The sequence below is a fragment of the Novosphingobium sp. genome (genome assembly GCF_020852455.1).
Classification (GTDB): domain Bacteria; phylum Pseudomonadota; class Alphaproteobacteria; order Sphingomonadales; family Sphingomonadaceae; genus Novosphingobium.
On the sequence record NZ_JADZAT010000001.1, the window covers coordinates 94,934 to 110,797 of the forward strand.

11 protein-coding genes are annotated in these 15,864 nt (G+C 63.5%); 10 read left to right on the forward strand and 1 reads right to left on the reverse strand.

Features of this window, described 5'->3' with window-relative positions; genetic code table 11:
• Window positions 1–149: 149 nt before the first annotated feature.
• From IT549_RS00370 to IT549_RS00415, 10 genes are all read left to right on the forward strand, one after another.
• Window positions 150–794 carry an XrtA/PEP-CTERM system exopolysaccharide export protein gene (locus IT549_RS00370; protein ID WP_292969063.1) on the forward strand — a complete coding sequence of 215 codons (645 nt, stop codon included), beginning with the start codon at window positions 150–152 and terminating at the stop codon, window positions 792–794.
• 25 nt (window positions 795–819) lie between these two features.
• Window positions 820–2,340 (forward strand): XrtA system polysaccharide chain length determinant, encoded by a 1,521-nt coding sequence (locus tag IT549_RS00375; RefSeq protein ID WP_292969064.1) that lies wholly within the window; start codon window positions 820–822, stop codon window positions 2,338–2,340.
• Between the two features lie 10 nt (window positions 2,341–2,350).
• Window positions 2,351–3,448, forward strand: a complete 1,098-nt coding sequence (locus IT549_RS00380) for a capsular biosynthesis protein (protein WP_292969066.1) — start codon at window positions 2,351–2,353, stop codon at window positions 3,446–3,448.
• Window positions 3,449–3,450: 2 nt separating this feature from the next.
• Window positions 3,451–5,199, forward strand: a complete 1,749-nt coding sequence (locus IT549_RS00385) for a preprotein translocase subunit YajC (protein WP_292969067.1) — start codon at window positions 3,451–3,453, stop codon at window positions 5,197–5,199.
• Between the two features lie 25 nt (window positions 5,200–5,224).
• On the forward strand, window positions 5,225–6,400 hold the full coding sequence (locus tag IT549_RS00390) for an XrtA/PEP-CTERM system-associated ATPase (protein ID WP_292969069.1): 1,176 nt from the start codon (window positions 5,225–5,227) through the stop codon (window positions 6,398–6,400).
• 22 nt (window positions 6,401–6,422) lie between these two features.
• Complete coding sequence (locus IT549_RS00395; protein ID WP_292969071.1) at window positions 6,423–7,292, forward strand: XrtA system polysaccharide deacetylase; 870 nt, start codon at window positions 6,423–6,425, stop codon at window positions 7,290–7,292.
• The gene (locus IT549_RS00400; RefSeq protein WP_292969072.1) at window positions 7,289–8,365 is read left to right on the forward strand and encodes a FemAB family XrtA/PEP-CTERM system-associated protein; all 1,077 of its coding nucleotides are present in this window, start codon (window positions 7,289–7,291) and stop codon (window positions 8,363–8,365) included. Before IT549_RS00395 ends, IT549_RS00400 begins: the two co-directional genes overlap by 4 nt.
• Window positions 8,365–9,600, forward strand: a complete 1,236-nt coding sequence (locus IT549_RS00405) for a TIGR03087 family PEP-CTERM/XrtA system glycosyltransferase (protein ID WP_292969073.1) — start codon at window positions 8,365–8,367, stop codon at window positions 9,598–9,600. The genes IT549_RS00400 and IT549_RS00405 overlap by 1 nt, the downstream gene beginning before the upstream one ends.
• A gap of 67 nt (window positions 9,601–9,667) precedes the next feature.
• Window positions 9,668–11,146, forward strand: a complete 1,479-nt coding sequence (gene xrtA / locus IT549_RS00410; protein ID WP_365775902.1) for an exosortase A — start codon at window positions 9,668–9,670, stop codon at window positions 11,144–11,146.
• Window positions 11,147–11,158: 12 nt separating this feature from the next.
• Window positions 11,159–13,051: an XrtA/PEP-CTERM system amidotransferase gene (locus IT549_RS00415; protein WP_292969075.1), complete on the forward strand. Its 1,893-nt coding sequence runs from the start codon at window positions 11,159–11,161 to the stop codon at window positions 13,049–13,051.
• Window positions 13,052–13,428: 377 nt separating this feature from the next.
• On the opposite strand, the gene IT549_RS00420 is transcribed toward IT549_RS00415, so the two are convergent.
• Window positions 13,429–15,735 carry an EAL domain-containing protein gene (locus tag IT549_RS00420; RefSeq protein ID WP_292969077.1) on the reverse strand — a complete coding sequence of 769 codons (2,307 nt, stop codon included), beginning with the start codon at window positions 15,733–15,735 and terminating at the stop codon, window positions 13,429–13,431.
• Between the last annotated feature and the right edge of the window lie 129 nt (window positions 15,736–15,864).

The window sequence follows — 15,864 nt, forward strand, 5'->3', positions numbered from 1 at the left end:
GGGACCGGGTCCGGGTGAACACACAATCTGCACATAGGGCTAACGCAATATTCACCCTTTTTTCCGATAGCGGAGACCGAATAGCCGGGTCTGCGTGTCGGGTAGGGCATGCTCACGCACAGTCGCGGCGCCGTTGAAGGAAATGCCCGATGAAAATCAACCGCTTCTCCTGCCTGCTGGCCAGCAGTGCCGTGATGAGCCTGGCGCTGACTGGATGCGCCGGTTCCGGCAGTGGTCCGCAGCTGCCGCCCGCCTCGTTCGTGGCGATGCAGGAGGGTCCGGGCGAGGATTACATCATCGGCCCGCTTGATGAGCTGACCATCTTCGTCTGGCGCAACCCCGAACTGGGCGCGAAAGTCCAGGTCCGTCCCGATGGACGGATTACTACCCCGCTGATCACCGATATGCCGGCCGTGGGCAAGACGCCCAAGATGCTGGCTGACGACATCACCCTGCAGCTTTCGCAGTTCATTCAGGATCCGCTGGTTTCGGTGATCGTCAACAAGTTCTCTGGCACTTACAGCCAGCAGGTTCGCGTGATCGGTGCCACCGGCAAGCCGGCTTCGCTGCCCTACCGTGCGAACATGACGCTGCTTGACGCGATGATCGCAGTGGGCGGTCTTTCGGAATATGCCGCGGGCAACCGGGCCAAGCTGATCCGCTTTGACAAGGAAAGCGGCAAGCAGAAGGAATTCGCGCTGCGTCTGGGTGATCTGCTGCGCAAGGGCGACAGCAAGGCCAACGTCATGCTGATGCCGGGCGACGTGATCATCATCCCTGAAAGCCAGTTCTGAGGAAAGGACGGGCCGGGGGCACACGATGAGCAACATCTTCGACGAACTGCGCGCAGCGCTATTTTCGGTCTGGCATCGCCGCTGGCTGGCCCTGGGCGTTGCCTGGGGCATCTGCCTGCTGGGCTGGCTGGTCGTGGCCATGGTGCCCAACAGTTATGAATCCAAGGCGCGCATCTTTGTCCAGCTGGACGACATGCTGGCCGACGTGACCGGCGTTCCCAGCAACACCAAGCGTGACATCGAACGGGTCCAGCAAACGCTGACCAGTGCGGTGAACCTTGAAAAGGTGATCCGCGGCACGCCGATGGGCGCCGAAATTTCAAGCCCGAAGGAAATGGAAGCTACGGTGCTTTCGCTGGGCAAGAAGATCAAGGTCGAGAACGACAAGGACAACCTGTTCACGATCACTGCCACCTATGGCAACGGATCGAATTCGGATGCCGCCAATGCCAAGATTGCGCAGGCGATTGTCCAGAAGCTGATCGATCTGTTCCGCGAGGAAAACCTTTCGGGCAACCGGGGGCAGGTCAACCAGTCGCTCGATTTCATGGATCAGCAGCTCGCCGCGCGGCAGAAGGAACTCGACGCGGCCGAGCAGAAGAAGATCGCTTTCGAAGCCCAGAACCCCAGCCTGGCTGGTGGGGCTGGCGCCGGGATCCAGAAGCTTGAATCGATGCGCAGTGAACTGCGCGGGGTGGAAGCCGATCTGGTGGCGGCGCAAAGCGCGCTGGCTGCGATCAATGGCCAGATTGCCGGCACGCCCAGAACGATCGCGGCGGCGGGTCCGGTCGGCGGCGCACGTGGTGCGCTGGCCGATGCCCAGGCCCAGCTCAATTCGCTGCGCGCGCGCGGGCTTACCGAAAACCACCCCGATGTGATTGCCGCCCGCAACCAGGTGAATGGCCTGCGCTCTGCGGCTGCGGCGGAAGGCGGCGGTTCGGTCGGCATGGCCAATCCGGCCTACACCTCGCTCGAATCGATCCGGGCCGAACGCCAGGCCAATGTGCAGTCGCTGCAATCGCGGCAGGCTTCGCTGCGCCAGGAAATCAACACGCTGACCGCGCAGCAGTTCTCGAACCCCGCAGCCGCAGCCGAATATCAGCGCCTGACCCGCGACTATGACGTGCTGAAGGGGCAATACGACAAGCTGGCCCAGGACCGCGAAGAACTGAAGATCCGCGGTTCGGTTGAAACTGAACACAACGCGGTCAAGTTCCAGGTGATCGATCCGCCGACCACGCCGCGTTCGCCGATTGCCCCCAATCGCCCGCTGTTGCTGCTGGGCGTGCTGGTCATGGGGCTGGGTGCAGGGGTGGCAACCGCCTTTGCGGTTAGCCAGCTGCGCTCGACCTTTGCCACGGCCAATGGCCTTGAAAAGGCGCTGGGTCTGCCGGTGCTGGGCGCGGTGAGCCAGGTCCTGACCGATCCGGTGCGTCAGGTCCAGGCCAAGCGCCTGCGGTATTTCTATGGCGCCTGCGCAGCCCTGGGCGGTGTTTTTGCAATCTTGCTGGCGCTTGAAATGGTCCAGCGCGGAATGGTGGCCTGAGGGACAAGTCATGACTGAACAGACGAAGATCCCGGTGCCGCAGGAAGGCGAGGACAAGCCCCAGGGGCCGACCCTGATCGAGCGCGTTGTGCGCAATTACGATCTGGTCAAGCTGGCTCCGGCGCCGATCCCGGCTGATCTGGTGCCGCCGCCGTCAAAGCGCCGCCGCTATCGCCGTGCCGATGAAGTGGTTGAAGAAGCCGAAGTGGCTCCGGTGGTTGAACCGGTGCGCGAGGCTGCTCGGGCTCCCGCTCCGGCGCCTGCCGCTCAGGCCACGGCCCCGGAAGTGGTCGAGCCCGAAGTGATCGCGCCCGTGCCGGCTCCGGTTGTGGCCAAGCCGCCGGTTCCGGCGGTGAAAGCCGTTCAGTTCAAGGGCAAGCGTCTGCCGGTCAATCGCCAGCATTTGCGCGATCAGGGCCTGATCGTGCCCGAAGGCGCGGTGAGCGCGGTGCTGGAAGAATTCCGCATCGTGAAGCGGCAGCTGCTCTACAATGCCGGCCAGCTGGCGCAGCAGGGCATGGGCATGGCCGCTCAGCGGGTGCTGATCTGTTCGCCGCATCCCAGCGAAGGCAAGAGCTTCACCGCCGTCAACCTGGCGCTGGCGATCGCTGCCGAAAAGGAAACCGAAGTGCTGCTGGTCGATGCCGACTTTGCCAAGCCTTCGGTGCTGTCGATGCTGGGCCTGCCCGGCGGGCCGGGGTTGATGGACGCACTGTCCAACCCCGATATCGACGCGGCCGATTGCGTGATCGGCACCGATATTTCGGGTCTGTGGGTGATGCCAGCGGGCAATGCCACGGCATCGGACAGCGAATATCTCAGCAGCTCGCGTACCCGCAGCGTGCTCGACCGCCTGGTCGAAGGCGCGCCGAACCGCTTCGTGATCTTCGATTCGCCGCCCGCACTGATGGCTTCTCCGGCTGCCGAGCTGGCGAAATATGTCGGCCAGGCGGTGCTGGTCGCACGGGCTGATCGCACCGGGCAGGGCGCGCTGGAAGACGCGGTTTCGCTGCTTTCGGGCTGTCCGAACATCCAATTGCTGCTGAACGCAGTTCACTTCAGCCCAAGCGGTCGCCGCTTTGGCTCCTACTATGGTTACGGAGGCTGACCATGAAGTCGCACCTCTTCTTGCAGGTCACTGCACTGGCTGCCGGAATGGTTCTGGCCGTGCCCGGCGTGGCCCATGCGCAATTGTTGCCCTATGCCGACGTATCCGGCTCGGTCGGGGGCAGCGGCGATGATGCCGCAGCCGATGGCGAAAGCGGTGATGACGCCGTTTCGGACGTCGGCGGCTATTCCCCGCGATCGAAGAAGTTCCACGTTACGCCCTATATCGAAGCACAGCAGGTGGTTACCGCCGAGCTTTCGCCGGGCAGTGAGACGCTGACCTACTCGACCCTGGCGGTGGGTGCCGACGCCAATCTCAGCGGCCGCAATTACGACGCCGGCATGGCGATGCGCTATGAGCGCCGCTTTGGCTGGGGCAGCAACAAGGTGCCCGACAGCGATGTGATCAGCGGCATGGCCCGCGCCAGCGTGGGGATCGTGCCCAAGGCGGTGTTTATCGAAGGCGGGGCCATGGCCGCGCGGATGAGCGCGGAAAACAACGGTTCGACCGTTGCCGGTCAGGAATTCGGCGACAGCGCCACGCAGGTCTATGCCGCCTATATCGGCCCTTCGGTGAAGACCCGGGCCGGTGATGTCGAAATCGAAGGCCATTATCGCTTTGGCTACAACAAGGTCACGTCGCCCAATGCGGTGGCGGTTGCACCGGGCCAGAACCCGGTCGACGTTTATGACGAAGGCAAGGTCCACGCGGCGCAGCTGCATGTCGGCACCCGGCCTGGCGAGCCGCTGCCGATCGGGATCGGCGTTGGCGCGGGCTGGATGCGTGAAGACGTCAACAACCTTGACCAGCGGGTCGATGACAAGAACGTGCGCGGCGATGTGATCCTGCCGATCGGCGGCGATCTCGCGCTGGTGGGCGGGGTCGGCTATGAAAAGGTCGAAGTCTCGCACCGCGACGCGGTGAAGGACACCGTGACCGGGCTTCCGGTGCTCGACGCCAGTGGCCGTTATGTCACCGACAAGAGCCAGGCGCGTCAGCTTGCCTATGAAAGCGAAGGGCTGATCTGGGATGCCGGGGTGATGTGGCGGCCCAGCAAGCGCACCGCGCTGGAGGCCCATGTCGGCCGCCGGTATGGTTCGACCACCTATTTCGGCAGCTTCGCCTATGCGCCCAGCGCGCGCAGCAGCCTCAACATTTCGGTCTATGACAGCGTCACCGGCTTTGGCGGGATGCTGAACAAGAGCCTGGCTTCGATGCCGACCAACTTCGAAGGCCTGCACAATCCGCTGACCGGCGGGCTGAGCACCTGCGTTGCGGCGGTTTCGCAGGCCGGCAGCAATTCGGGCACCTGCCTGAACGGCGCACTCGCTTCGGTCCGTTCGTCGGTGTTCCGCGGCCGCGGGGCGATCGCCAGCTTCAATGTTGCCGGCAATACCCTGCAGTACGGGATCGGCGCGGGCTATGACCGGCGCAGGTTCATCTCCGTGCCGGGTACGGTGCTGGCGTCGGCCAATCTCCTGATCGACGAGAACTACTGGGTCGCGGCCTATCTCAACGGCCGGATCGACCGCAATTCCAGCTTTGGCACCAACATCTGGGCCAACTGGTACCAAAGCGGAGACGCCTTGGCTGGCGATACCAGCTCGCTTGGGGCATCGGCTGCTTATTATCGCACGATCGCACGCAACCTCTCCGCCACGCTGGCCGTGGGCGTCAACGGGGTGAACCGCGATCAGCTTGAGGACATCTGGTCGGCATCGGCGTTGGCCGGGGTCCGCTATTCGTTCTGAGCCTGGATTTTTGGGGGTTATCGCAATGTTCAACGACTTCTACGGGCTCACCGGACGGCCGTTCCAGCTTACGCCGGATCCGACCTTCTATTTCGAGAGCCTGACGCACCGCAAGGCGCTGTCCTATTTGTCCTACGGCCTGGCCCAGGGCGAGGGTTTCGTGGTGATCACGGGCGAGGTTGGCGCGGGTAAGTCCACGCTGGTCGCGCACCTGATGGCGACGATCGATCCCGCCCGCCTGACTGCGGCGCAGATCGTCACCAGCAAGCTTGACGGTGAGGAACTGGTGCATGTGGTGGCGCAGGCCTTTGGCCTGATCGTCGATGGCCACGACAAGGCCAGCGCACTCGGCGCGATCGAGGCCTTCCTGCATGACGAGGCCCGCGCGGGCCGCCGCTGCCTGCTGGTGGTCGATGAAAGCCAGAACCTGGCGCTCGAGGCGCTGGAAGAGCTGCGCATGCTCTCCAACTTCCAGCTGGGCGCGCATCCGCTGCTGCAGACGCTGCTGCTGGGCCAGCCTGAATTCCGCGATACGATCCAGGATCACCCGCAGCTTGAACAGCTGCGCCAGCGCGTGATCGCCGCCCACCACCTTGAGGCGATGGAGCTGAGCGAAGTTCAGCCCTATATCGAACATCGCCTGAAATGCGTGGGCTGGACCGGCAATCCCAAGTTCGATCAGCGCGTCTTCACCGAGCTGTACGAAGCTTCGGGCGGGGTGCCGCGCCGGATCAACCAGATCTGCAACCGGCTGATGATGCTGGGTGCGGTCGAGCAGCGCAGCCGGATCGACGGGGCAATGCTCAGCCAGGTGCTCGAAGAGCTGGAGCTTGATGGCACCATGCAGCTCAACAAGCCGTCGCGCGCACAGCCGGTGGCCGCACCGGCTGAACCGGTTGCCGCCGCTGCGGCCCAGCCGCCGGTCGATGCAGTGGCCCTGGCGCAGCTTCAGGCCATGCTGGCCGAACGCGACGCCCAGATCGCCGAACTGCAACAGGCCGTTATCGAACTGGCCAACGAGCAGGAGGCCAGCCCGGCCGCCGCCGCCGATCCGGCGCTGGCCGCCGCGATCAGCGCGCTTGAAGGCAAGGTCGCCGGGTTCGAGGCCAAGATGCTAGAGCAAGAGCGCACGATCCGTCACACCCTGACCATGCTGATCGAGTGGATCGAAGCCGACGACGCCAGCCGCGCTGCGGCCTGAGCCAGGACGCGGAGCGGGTCGCATGTCAGCTCAGATCGTCAACGGTCTCTCGGTCGATGTCGAAGACTGGTTCCAGGTCGGCGCCTTTGAAGGCGTGATCGACCGGCAGAGCTGGGATTCGCTTGGCAGCCGGGTAGAGGACAATTGCCTGGCAATCCTCGACATGTTCGCGCGCGCGGATGTTAAGGCCACCTTCTTCACGCTGGGCTGGGTGGCCCAGCGGCATGGCGCGCTGATGCGCCGGATCGTCGATGCCGGGCATGAGCTGGCCAGCCATGGCTGGGATCACGAACGCGTGTTCCGGTTCGACAAGCAGAGCTTCTCGGACGACCTTGAGCGCAGCCGCAAGGCGCTGGAAGATGCGTCGGGCGTGCGGATCACCGGCTATCGGGCACCCAGCTTCTCGATCGACCAGCGCACCCCCTGGGCCTACATGGCGCTGCACGAACAGGGCTTTGAATACTCCTCATCGGTCGCCCCGATCGTTCACGACCACTACGGCTGGCGCGAAGCACCGCGCTTTGCCTTCAAGCCCTTGCCGTGGAGCGACCTGGTCGAGCTGCCGGTTACCACTGCCCATTTCGCCGGACGCCGTCTAGCGGCTGGGGGCGGGGGCTTTTTCCGGGTTCTGCCCTATGGCTTTTCGCGCTGGGCGATCCGCCAGGTGAACCGCGAGGATCGCCGCCCGGCGGTGTTCTATTTCCACCCGTGGGAAATCGATCCGGACCAGCCGCGCGTTCCCAATGCGTCGATGCGGTCGCGGGTCCGGCACTATACCAACCTGTCGGTAATGGCCGAAAAGCTCGAACAGCTGGTCCGCGAATTCGCCTGGGGCCGGATGGACCTGCTGGCCCATCGCGAGGCTTTGAACGCGGTGGAGCTGGCCGCGTGAATGCCCCGTTCAAGCCAACCCGGCTAGGCCTCAGGCTCGCAAGTGTCTCCGATCCGGATGAATTGCGCCGGATCGAAACCTATGTTGCGGCCCACCCAGATGGCACCGCCTTTCACCGTCCGGCCTGGCTGCTGGGTGCGGCAGCCGGGACCGGCAACCGTGCGCTTGCTCTGCTGGCTGAGCGCGGAGGTGAGATTGCAGGGTATGTTCCCTTGGTCGAGGTCCATTCGCCGCTATTCGGCCGCGTGCTGGCCTCCAGTGGCTTTGGCGTTGGCGGAGGGATGCTGATTAATGACGTCCGCGACGCCGCAGCGATCTTCGCAGCGCTGGAAGAGCTGGCCCTGCGGCGCAACTGCCCGTCGATTGAGCTGCGCGGCGGAGTCTTGCCCGGCCAGCGCAAGGGTTGGACGATCAAGCAGGAATCGCACTGCGGCTTTGTCCGTCCGCTGGCTTCCGATGACGAAGCCGAATTGCTGCAGATCCCGCGCAAGCAGCGCGCCGAAGTGCGCAAGGGTCTGGCCAACGATCTGCAGGTCACAGTCGGCAGCGCGGAAAGCGATCGCAGCGCGCATTATGCGGTCTATGCCGAAAGCGTTCGCAACCTGGGCACGCCGGTGTTTCCGCGTGCGCTGTTCGATGGCGTGATGGACCGCTTTGGCAACGATGCTGATGTGCTGACCGTCTGGCATCAGGGCAAACCGGTTTCTTCGGTGCTTTCGCTTTACCACAAGGGCGATGTCATGCCCTATTGGGGCGGGGGGACCTGGGATGCGCGGCGGCTGCGCGCGAATGACCGGATGTATTACGAACTGATGCTGCATGCGCGCAGGCGCGGCTGTGCGCGGTTCGACTTTGGCCGGTCCAAGACCCATTCGGGTCCCTATGACTTCAAGCGCAATTGGGGGTTCGAGCCAGAGCCGCTGGCCTATGCCCAGTGGACCGCGCCGGACGCTCCGGTGCGCGATGCCGATCCGACCAGCGCCAAACACGCCATGCTGATCGCGGCCTGGAAGCGCCTGCCGCTGCCGCTTGCCAATCTGCTGGGGCCGCATATCGCACGGGGGCTGGGCTGATGGGAGAGATCCTGTTCCTGGCCCACCGGATGCCGTTTCCGCCCAATCGCGGAGACAAGATCCGCTCGCACCACGTGCTGCGGTGCCTGGCCGGGATCGCTCCGGTACATGTCGCGACCTTTGCCGACGATGCCGCCGACCTGGCTGAGGAGGGCGAGCTGGACAAGCTGGCCGCCAGCCATTGCCTGGTGCTGCGCAGCAAGAACCTGGCTCTGGCCGGGGTTGAAGGATTGCTGCGCGGCAAGCCGGTCAGCCTGACTGCCTTTCATCACCCGGCGATTGCGGTCTATGTCCGCAAGGTGCTGGCCGAGCGGCCGATCGACACGATCTATGCGTTCTCGGGCCAGATGGGCCAGTACATCCCTGATGACTTTGCCGGACGGGTGCTGTTCGATTTCGTTGATGTCGATTCGGCCAAGTTCGAAGCCTATGCCCAGTCGGCCCGGGCACCGCGCAAATGGATCGATGCCCGCGAAGCGCGGCTGCTGACGGCGGAAGAGGCCCGGCTTGCCCGGCGCAGTGCGGTCAGCCTGCTGGTTTCGAACGAAGAGGCTGCGCTGTTTCGTGCCAGGCTGAACCCCGAAGATCGGGCGACCTGCGATATCCGGGCCTTGCGTAACGGGATCGACAGCCGGCTGTTTGACCGCAGCCTGATGCGCCCCGCGCCGGCCATGCTGGATCGCGCGGGGCCGCGGATGATCTTCACCGGGCAGATGGACTATGCCCCCAACATCGCAGCGGCTGAGCGCGCGATCGAGCGTATCCTGCCGCTGGTGCGCGAAGCCTTCCCCGATGCCAGCTTTCACGTGGTCGGACGCAATCCACCCGAACAGTTGCTGGCCCGCCATGGCCAGAATGGCGCCTTCGTATGGGGCGGGGTTGAGGATATCCGTGAATGGCTTGCCGCCGCCGACCTGGCGCTCGTTCCGCTGGAACTGGCGCGCGGGATCCAGAACAAGGTGCTTGAAGCGATGTCGATGGGTCTGCCGGTGGTGCTGACCCCGGCTGCGGCAACCGGCATCGGCGGAATTGACGCGCATCACTATGCCGTGGCGGACAGCGATCTGGCCCTGGCTGAGCGCGCCATTGCCCTGCTCAGCGACCATGACCATGGCTGGGCCATGGGACTGGAAGCGCGCCGCTTCGTGGTTGAAGGGATGAGCTGGCAAGCCACCCTGGCGCCGCTGGCTGCGATGCTGGGCCTGGGCGAGGCGGCGGCACGCCATGCCGCCTGAAGCAGCTCTGGCAGCCCCGGCGGCACCGCAATCTGCCATACCGACGCATTGGCGCCGTCCCGCACTGATGCTGGGTCTGGCCTGGCTGGGACTGATTCTGGCTTTCCTGCCCGACTGGCTGACGATGTTCGACAAGTGGTGGAATGTTTCCACCTATAACCACGCCTTGCTGATTCCGGTGATCGTGGGTTGGCTGGTGTGGCAACGCGTGCCGCAACTGGCCGAACTTGAACCCAAACCATGGCGCTGGGGCCTGCCAGTGCTGGCCGGGGCGGTGTTCCTTTGGGTGTTGGGTGCCTTTTCAGGCTTTGACCTGCTCCGTCAGGCCGGTGCCGTGGCCATGCTGCCGGCCAGTGCCTTGCTGCTGCTGGGGCCACGGATTTTCGCCGCATTGCTGTTCCCGCTTTGCTATATGGCCTTCATGGTGCCATTCGGTGACGAACTGGTTCCGCCACTGCAGGCGATCACCGCGGCAATCACGATCTCGCTGGTCCATGTCAGCGGCGTTTCAGCCTCGATCAACGGGGTGTTCATCGACACGCCGGCCGGACTGTTCGAAGTGGCTGAGGCCTGTTCGGGCGTAAAGTTCCTGATCGCGATGATCGCGCTGGGCACCCTGATCGGCAACGTCTGTTTCAAAAGCTGGATGCGCCGCGCGGTATTCTTCGCCTTCTGCCTGGTGGTGCCGATCCTGGCCAATGGGGTGCGTGCCTGGGGGACGATCTTTGCCGCGCAGTATGTCGGGATCGAAAAGGCGGCCGGGATCGACCACCTGATTTATGGCTGGGTATTCTTCGCAGTGGTGATCGTCGCCGTTCTGGCGGCGTCGTGGCGGTTCTTCGATCGGGCGATCGACGATCCGATGATCGACGCCAAAGCCTTGAAGGCGATGCCTCTGCTTGATCGGCTTGAGCGGGCTGGCCTGCCCGAATGGGGCGCGCTGGCTGGCTGCGGAGCTCTGATCGCGGGCGGGATCGCCTGGGCCACTGCCGCAACGGCTTTGGTCGCACCATTGCCGAAGCAGGTTGGCCTGCCCGATGTGCCGGGATGGCAGCGGATCGACTATGCCCCGCAGGCGGCGTGGGAACCGCTGGCCGGCGGCGCCGATCATCGCCTGTTGGGGCGTTATCAGGACGCGGCCGGAAACCAGGTCGATGTATTTTATGCGCTCTATGCCTCGCAGGGCGAAGGCAAGGAGGCCGGCGGATTCGGGCAGGGGGCTCTGACCCCGGAAAGCACCTGGGCCTGGACCGGCAACGGCCCGGCCATGCCGCCGGCCAAGAGCGAGCGACTGCTTTCGGGCGGACGGATCGAACGGCTTGCGCTGACCTATTACCGGAGTGGCGACCTGCTGACCGGCAGCAACATGCGTCTGAAGCTGGCCAACATTGCCGACCGGCTGCTGCTGCGCGAACGCACCACTGCGGTGCTGATCCTGTCGGCTGAGAAGCGGCGGGACTTTGAACCGCAAGCCGAAATATCCGCGTTCCAGGCCGCGATCGGCGAACCGGGACAATGGATAGACCGCATCGCCGAAGCCCGCTAAGGCCCGGTAACCATGTGCGGAATCGCCGGCATCTTTCACCTCAGCACGCCCAAGCCGGTCGATCCGGCGCGGGTTGAACGGATGTGCGATGCACTGGCGCATCGCGGACCCGATGGGGCCGGGGTGTGGACCGCGCCGGGGGTCGGGCTGGGCCACCGCCGCCTGTCAATCATCGATATCGCCGGATCGCCGCAGCCGATGGCCTCCAGCGATCAGGCCGCGATGCTGGTGTTCAACGGTGAGATCTACAACTTTCGCGAACTGCGCGACGAGCTGAAGGGCGCCGGAGCCGAATTCCATACCGATGGCGATAGCGAGGTTATCCTTGCCGCCTGGCAGCGCTGGGGCCCGGCTTGCGTATCGCGATTACACGGGATGTTCGCCTTCGCGATCTATGACCAGCGCGAACGGACGCTGTTCATGGCCCGCGACCGGCTTGGCGTGAAGCCGCTGTTCTATGCCCCGCTCAGCGATGGCAGCCTGGCCTTTGCGTCCGAACTCAAGGGCCTGCTGGCCCATCCGCTGCTGCGGCGCGAAATCGACCCGCTGGCGGTGGAGGACTACCTGACCTGGGGCTATGTCCCCGATCATCGCTCGATCCTGCAAGGCGTCCACAAATTGCCGGCCGGGCACACCCTGCTGCTGCGGCATGATGCGCCGCTGCCGGCGCCCTCCCAGTACTGGGACGTCAGCTTTGCCGAACGGCGCAAGGGCCGCGCCGCAGATCTTGAGGCAGAACTGCTGCACCTACTGCGCCAGGCGGTAACCTCGCGGATGGTTTCGGACGTACCGCTGGGCGCGTTCCTGTCGGGCGGGGTGGACAGTTCCTCGGTCGTCGCGCTGATGGCCGAGGCCAGCCGCGATCCGGTCAAGACCTGCTCGATCGGCTTTGACGTCGCGGCGGCGGATGAAACCTCCTATGCCGAGCAGGTCGCCCGCCGGTTTGCGACCGAGCACCGGGCGCTGCAGGTTTCGCCTGACGATTTCGCGCACCTCGATGCGCTGGTCGGGATGTTTGACGAACCCTTTGCAGACGCGTCGGCCCTGCCGACCTGGCGGGTTTGCCAGCTGGCGCGCGAGACGGTGACCGTCGCCTTGTCGGGCGATGGCGCTGACGAGGCTTTTGCCGGTTACCGGCGGCAGGTGTTTCAACATGGCGAGGATCGCGTCCGCTCCTTGCTGCCGCAGGCGCTGCGCGGACCGGTGTTCGGTGCGCTGGGGGCGATCTATCCCAAGGCGGATTGGGCGCCGCAACCGCTGCGCGCCAAGACCACCTTGCTCTCGCTGGCCGGGACGTCAGAGGCCGGCTATGCCCGCGCAGTCTCGATCCTGCCGCCCGAGCTGCGCCAGACGCTCTATTCGCCCGAGTTTTTGCGGCTGCGCGGTGACTACCGGGCCGAACAGGCGTTCGAGGACATGATGCGCCAGGCCCCGGCTCGTTCCGGGCTGGACCGCGCACAATATGCCGACCTCAAGTTCTGGCTGCCGGGCGATATCCTGACCAAGGTCGATCGCACCAGCATGGCGGTGAGCCTGGAAGCGCGCGAGCCGCTGCTCGACCACCGGCTGATCGAATTCGCCGCCAGTCTGCCTGAAGGGCTGCGGGTACGGCGGGGCGAGGGCAAGTGGCTGCTCAAGAAGACGATGCAGCGCTACCTTCCGCAAGACATCCTCTATCGGCCCAAGCAGGGGTTCGTAACCCCGATATCGCAGTGGTTCCGCGGCCCCCTGGCTGAAACCGCGCGCTCGATCGCTTCAAGCGATGCCCTGGTGCGAACCGGATGGTTCGACGGGCAGCGCCTGGCCAGCATGGCCGATGCGCATATCGCGGGTCGATCGGATCATGGACGGATGCTGTGGCAACTTGTCATGCTCGACAAGTGCCTGGGCCAGATCCTGGGCTGATTCCTGACAGCACAAACGAAAAGGCCCTGGCTTTCGCCAGGGCCTAAACTCGTTTCTGGAGATAGCCTTAGCGGCCCGAGCTGCCGCGCAGCGAATCCCAGAATTCCTTGAAGAAACCGGTCATAATAGCCTCCTGAAAGCCTTGCCGTCAGTAAGGGCTGGCTCTCGACGCTAGGATAATGAATTCTTAACCACTTGCAATAGCGAAAAATTCACCATCAGCTATCCTGGCTATTCAAGAAATTACCTCATTGATTCAGATGGTTGTGCGATTTCTGCTGGAAGTGCTCGGCGTTAACCCGCGAATCTCTGGGAACCGCTGGCAACGAATCGATGGAATTTGATCAGCGCTAGGGGAACGCAACGGCCCCCGTAGATCAAGCCGCGTGTAGGCGGTTGTTCGAATTGAGCAGCGCTTCCAGCGCTTCGATCCGCATTGGCTTGGCCAGGTAATAGCCCTGGGCAATATCGCAATGGATCGCTCGCAACAGTTCAAGCGTTTCGGGATCCTCGATCCCTTCGGCGATCACGCGCCGGCCGAGACCATGCGCCAGTTCGATCGTCGATTCGACCAGCAGCATGTCGCTGGGGTTGGCCACCAGGTTGGCGACAAACCGGCGGTCAATCTTGATTTCCTGGCATGGAACCGACCGCAGGTAGTCGAGCGTTGCGTTCCCGGTGCCATAATCATCGATTGAGAGTTCGATCCCCAGCGCGGCGATTGCTTCCAGGTTTGCCGCAACGATCGTGTGTTCGGCAAACGGCGCGGATTCGGTAACTTCAAGCGTCAGGCTGCTGGCGGGGAAGCCGTATTTGGCCAAGGTCAGCAGGATCTGCTGGGGCAGTTGCGGATTTTCGAGCAGTACCGCCGAGATGTTGACGCTGAGCCGGAAGGTCGGGTTGGCGGCCACCAGGTGTCGGGTCGACTGGATCGACTGCTCAAGCACATAGAAGGTCAGGCGGGTAATACGGTTGTATTCTTCCGCCGCGAGCACGAAGGCTTCGGGCGAAATTGCCCCCCGGGTCGGGTGCAGCCAGCGGACCAGCGCTTCGGCGCCGACGATCCGGTCGGTCTTGAGGTTGAATTGCGGCTGGAACGCCACCCAGATGTCGCCATTGTCGATCGCGGCATCGAGTTCGCTCATCAGCGAGAGTTCCCAGGCGCTTTCATCGTCGTTTTCGCTGTTGTTGAACTGGACCAACTGGTGCTTTGCTGCGGCCTGGTCTGCGGCCAGGAGCGCACGCCCGATCCTGCTTGCAACTGGCCTGGCCAGCACGGTGTCTACCCCGAAGACCACATGGATATCGAGCTTGCGGCCCTGGATAATCAGATGGCTTTCGATCAGTTGGGCAAGACCTGCCAGGTGACCGGCGATCTCGTCGTCGGGCAGCTTGGGACCCAGCCAATAGAGCACGTCTTCGGCCTGATAGAAGGTGGTCTTTTCGCCCGGCAAGGTAAGCCGCCTGGCAAGTTCGGTAATCAGATCGGCTTCAACGGCCTCTGGAAAGCTGGCGCAAACCGCAGCGTAGTTCCGAATTCGCATCGCCACAATCGGGCGACTGGCAGCGGCGGGCTCTTCGCGCAGCGCCGACAGATTAGGCAACAGGGTATTCGCATTCTGTCGGCGGGCTTCCGCTACGTCGCGCAGATTGTTTGCGCGATAGGCAATCACGCCGAACAGGAGGATCGCCGGAACATAGTAGGCATCAACAAGCAGGCTATCCAGGATGAAGGGTACGACCAGTGCCAGCGACAGGCCGAACAGGACTATTTGCATAGCCCGGCGTCTTGAGGATGTTCGCAACAAGGCTATTGAAAGCATGGCAGCGACAAGCAGGATCGGAAGTCCGCCAGCCGAAGTCGGCGATCCTTCACGCAAGGTTTGAGCGCCAATGGCATGCCCATAAACGCCAGCCACCCAACCTTGACCAACAATCTGGGTAAAATCGTTCTCCGTTTGCGCGGTCACCCCAAGCAGAACATCTTTGTTCTTGAAGAAATTTTGCGGGATTTTTCCGTCAATCACATCAGCCAGGCTGATGGTCGGGATGGTCGAAGCCTGGATTGACCAATCCGGTCGGTACCAGTCGTCGAGTTGTGCTGCGCGGCCGGCCATGTCTCCTGAGATGGAGGGAACCGTTTGCCCTTCGATTTTTCCACCATACCCCAGGCGAAGCGTGAGCTGAAAAGGTGATTTAAGATTTGCGAACGAGCGCAACGGCGCTTTCGATCGAAAGGCGTCGATCGGCACCAGCCTTACTTCTTCACCAGACATATTCTGGTAGCTATCTGCGCCGATAAACACACGGCCATAGTGCCGCGTGAGTGCCGACGCGAAGCTTTGGTCACCCTCGGGATCAAGCGGTAGCCGGAATGACTCGTCAAAATACACCCGTTTGGCGCCACCGGCGAAGGCCTTGTCTAAAAGGTCTGCGTTGTGCTGACGGGAATAATAGCTTGTTTTGAAGCGCTGCACCGTCCGATCGTCGATCGCAACGACGACAACAGATTTATCAGCTGGGCGCGCTCTGATCGTGTCACGCAGACCGCGAAAGGCGTCTTCGATCGGCGACGTGAAGTTGGCAATTGCGGCCAGCAGGCAAATCACAAACGGCCACAGGAACAGCCGCAGCCGCGAAACTGGCCCCTTTGTCCTGGTTTTGCGCCGGAATGGCCAGATCATCTCCGGTCCCCCTCGGCGCCAGGATTCGACCGATCAAAGATGCACAAAAACAGCGCGCTACGCCGCCAAGGCGCAACACGTTTAATATCGCATCGGGGAGGGGTCCCGTGGTGCATGCACCTTTCTAAC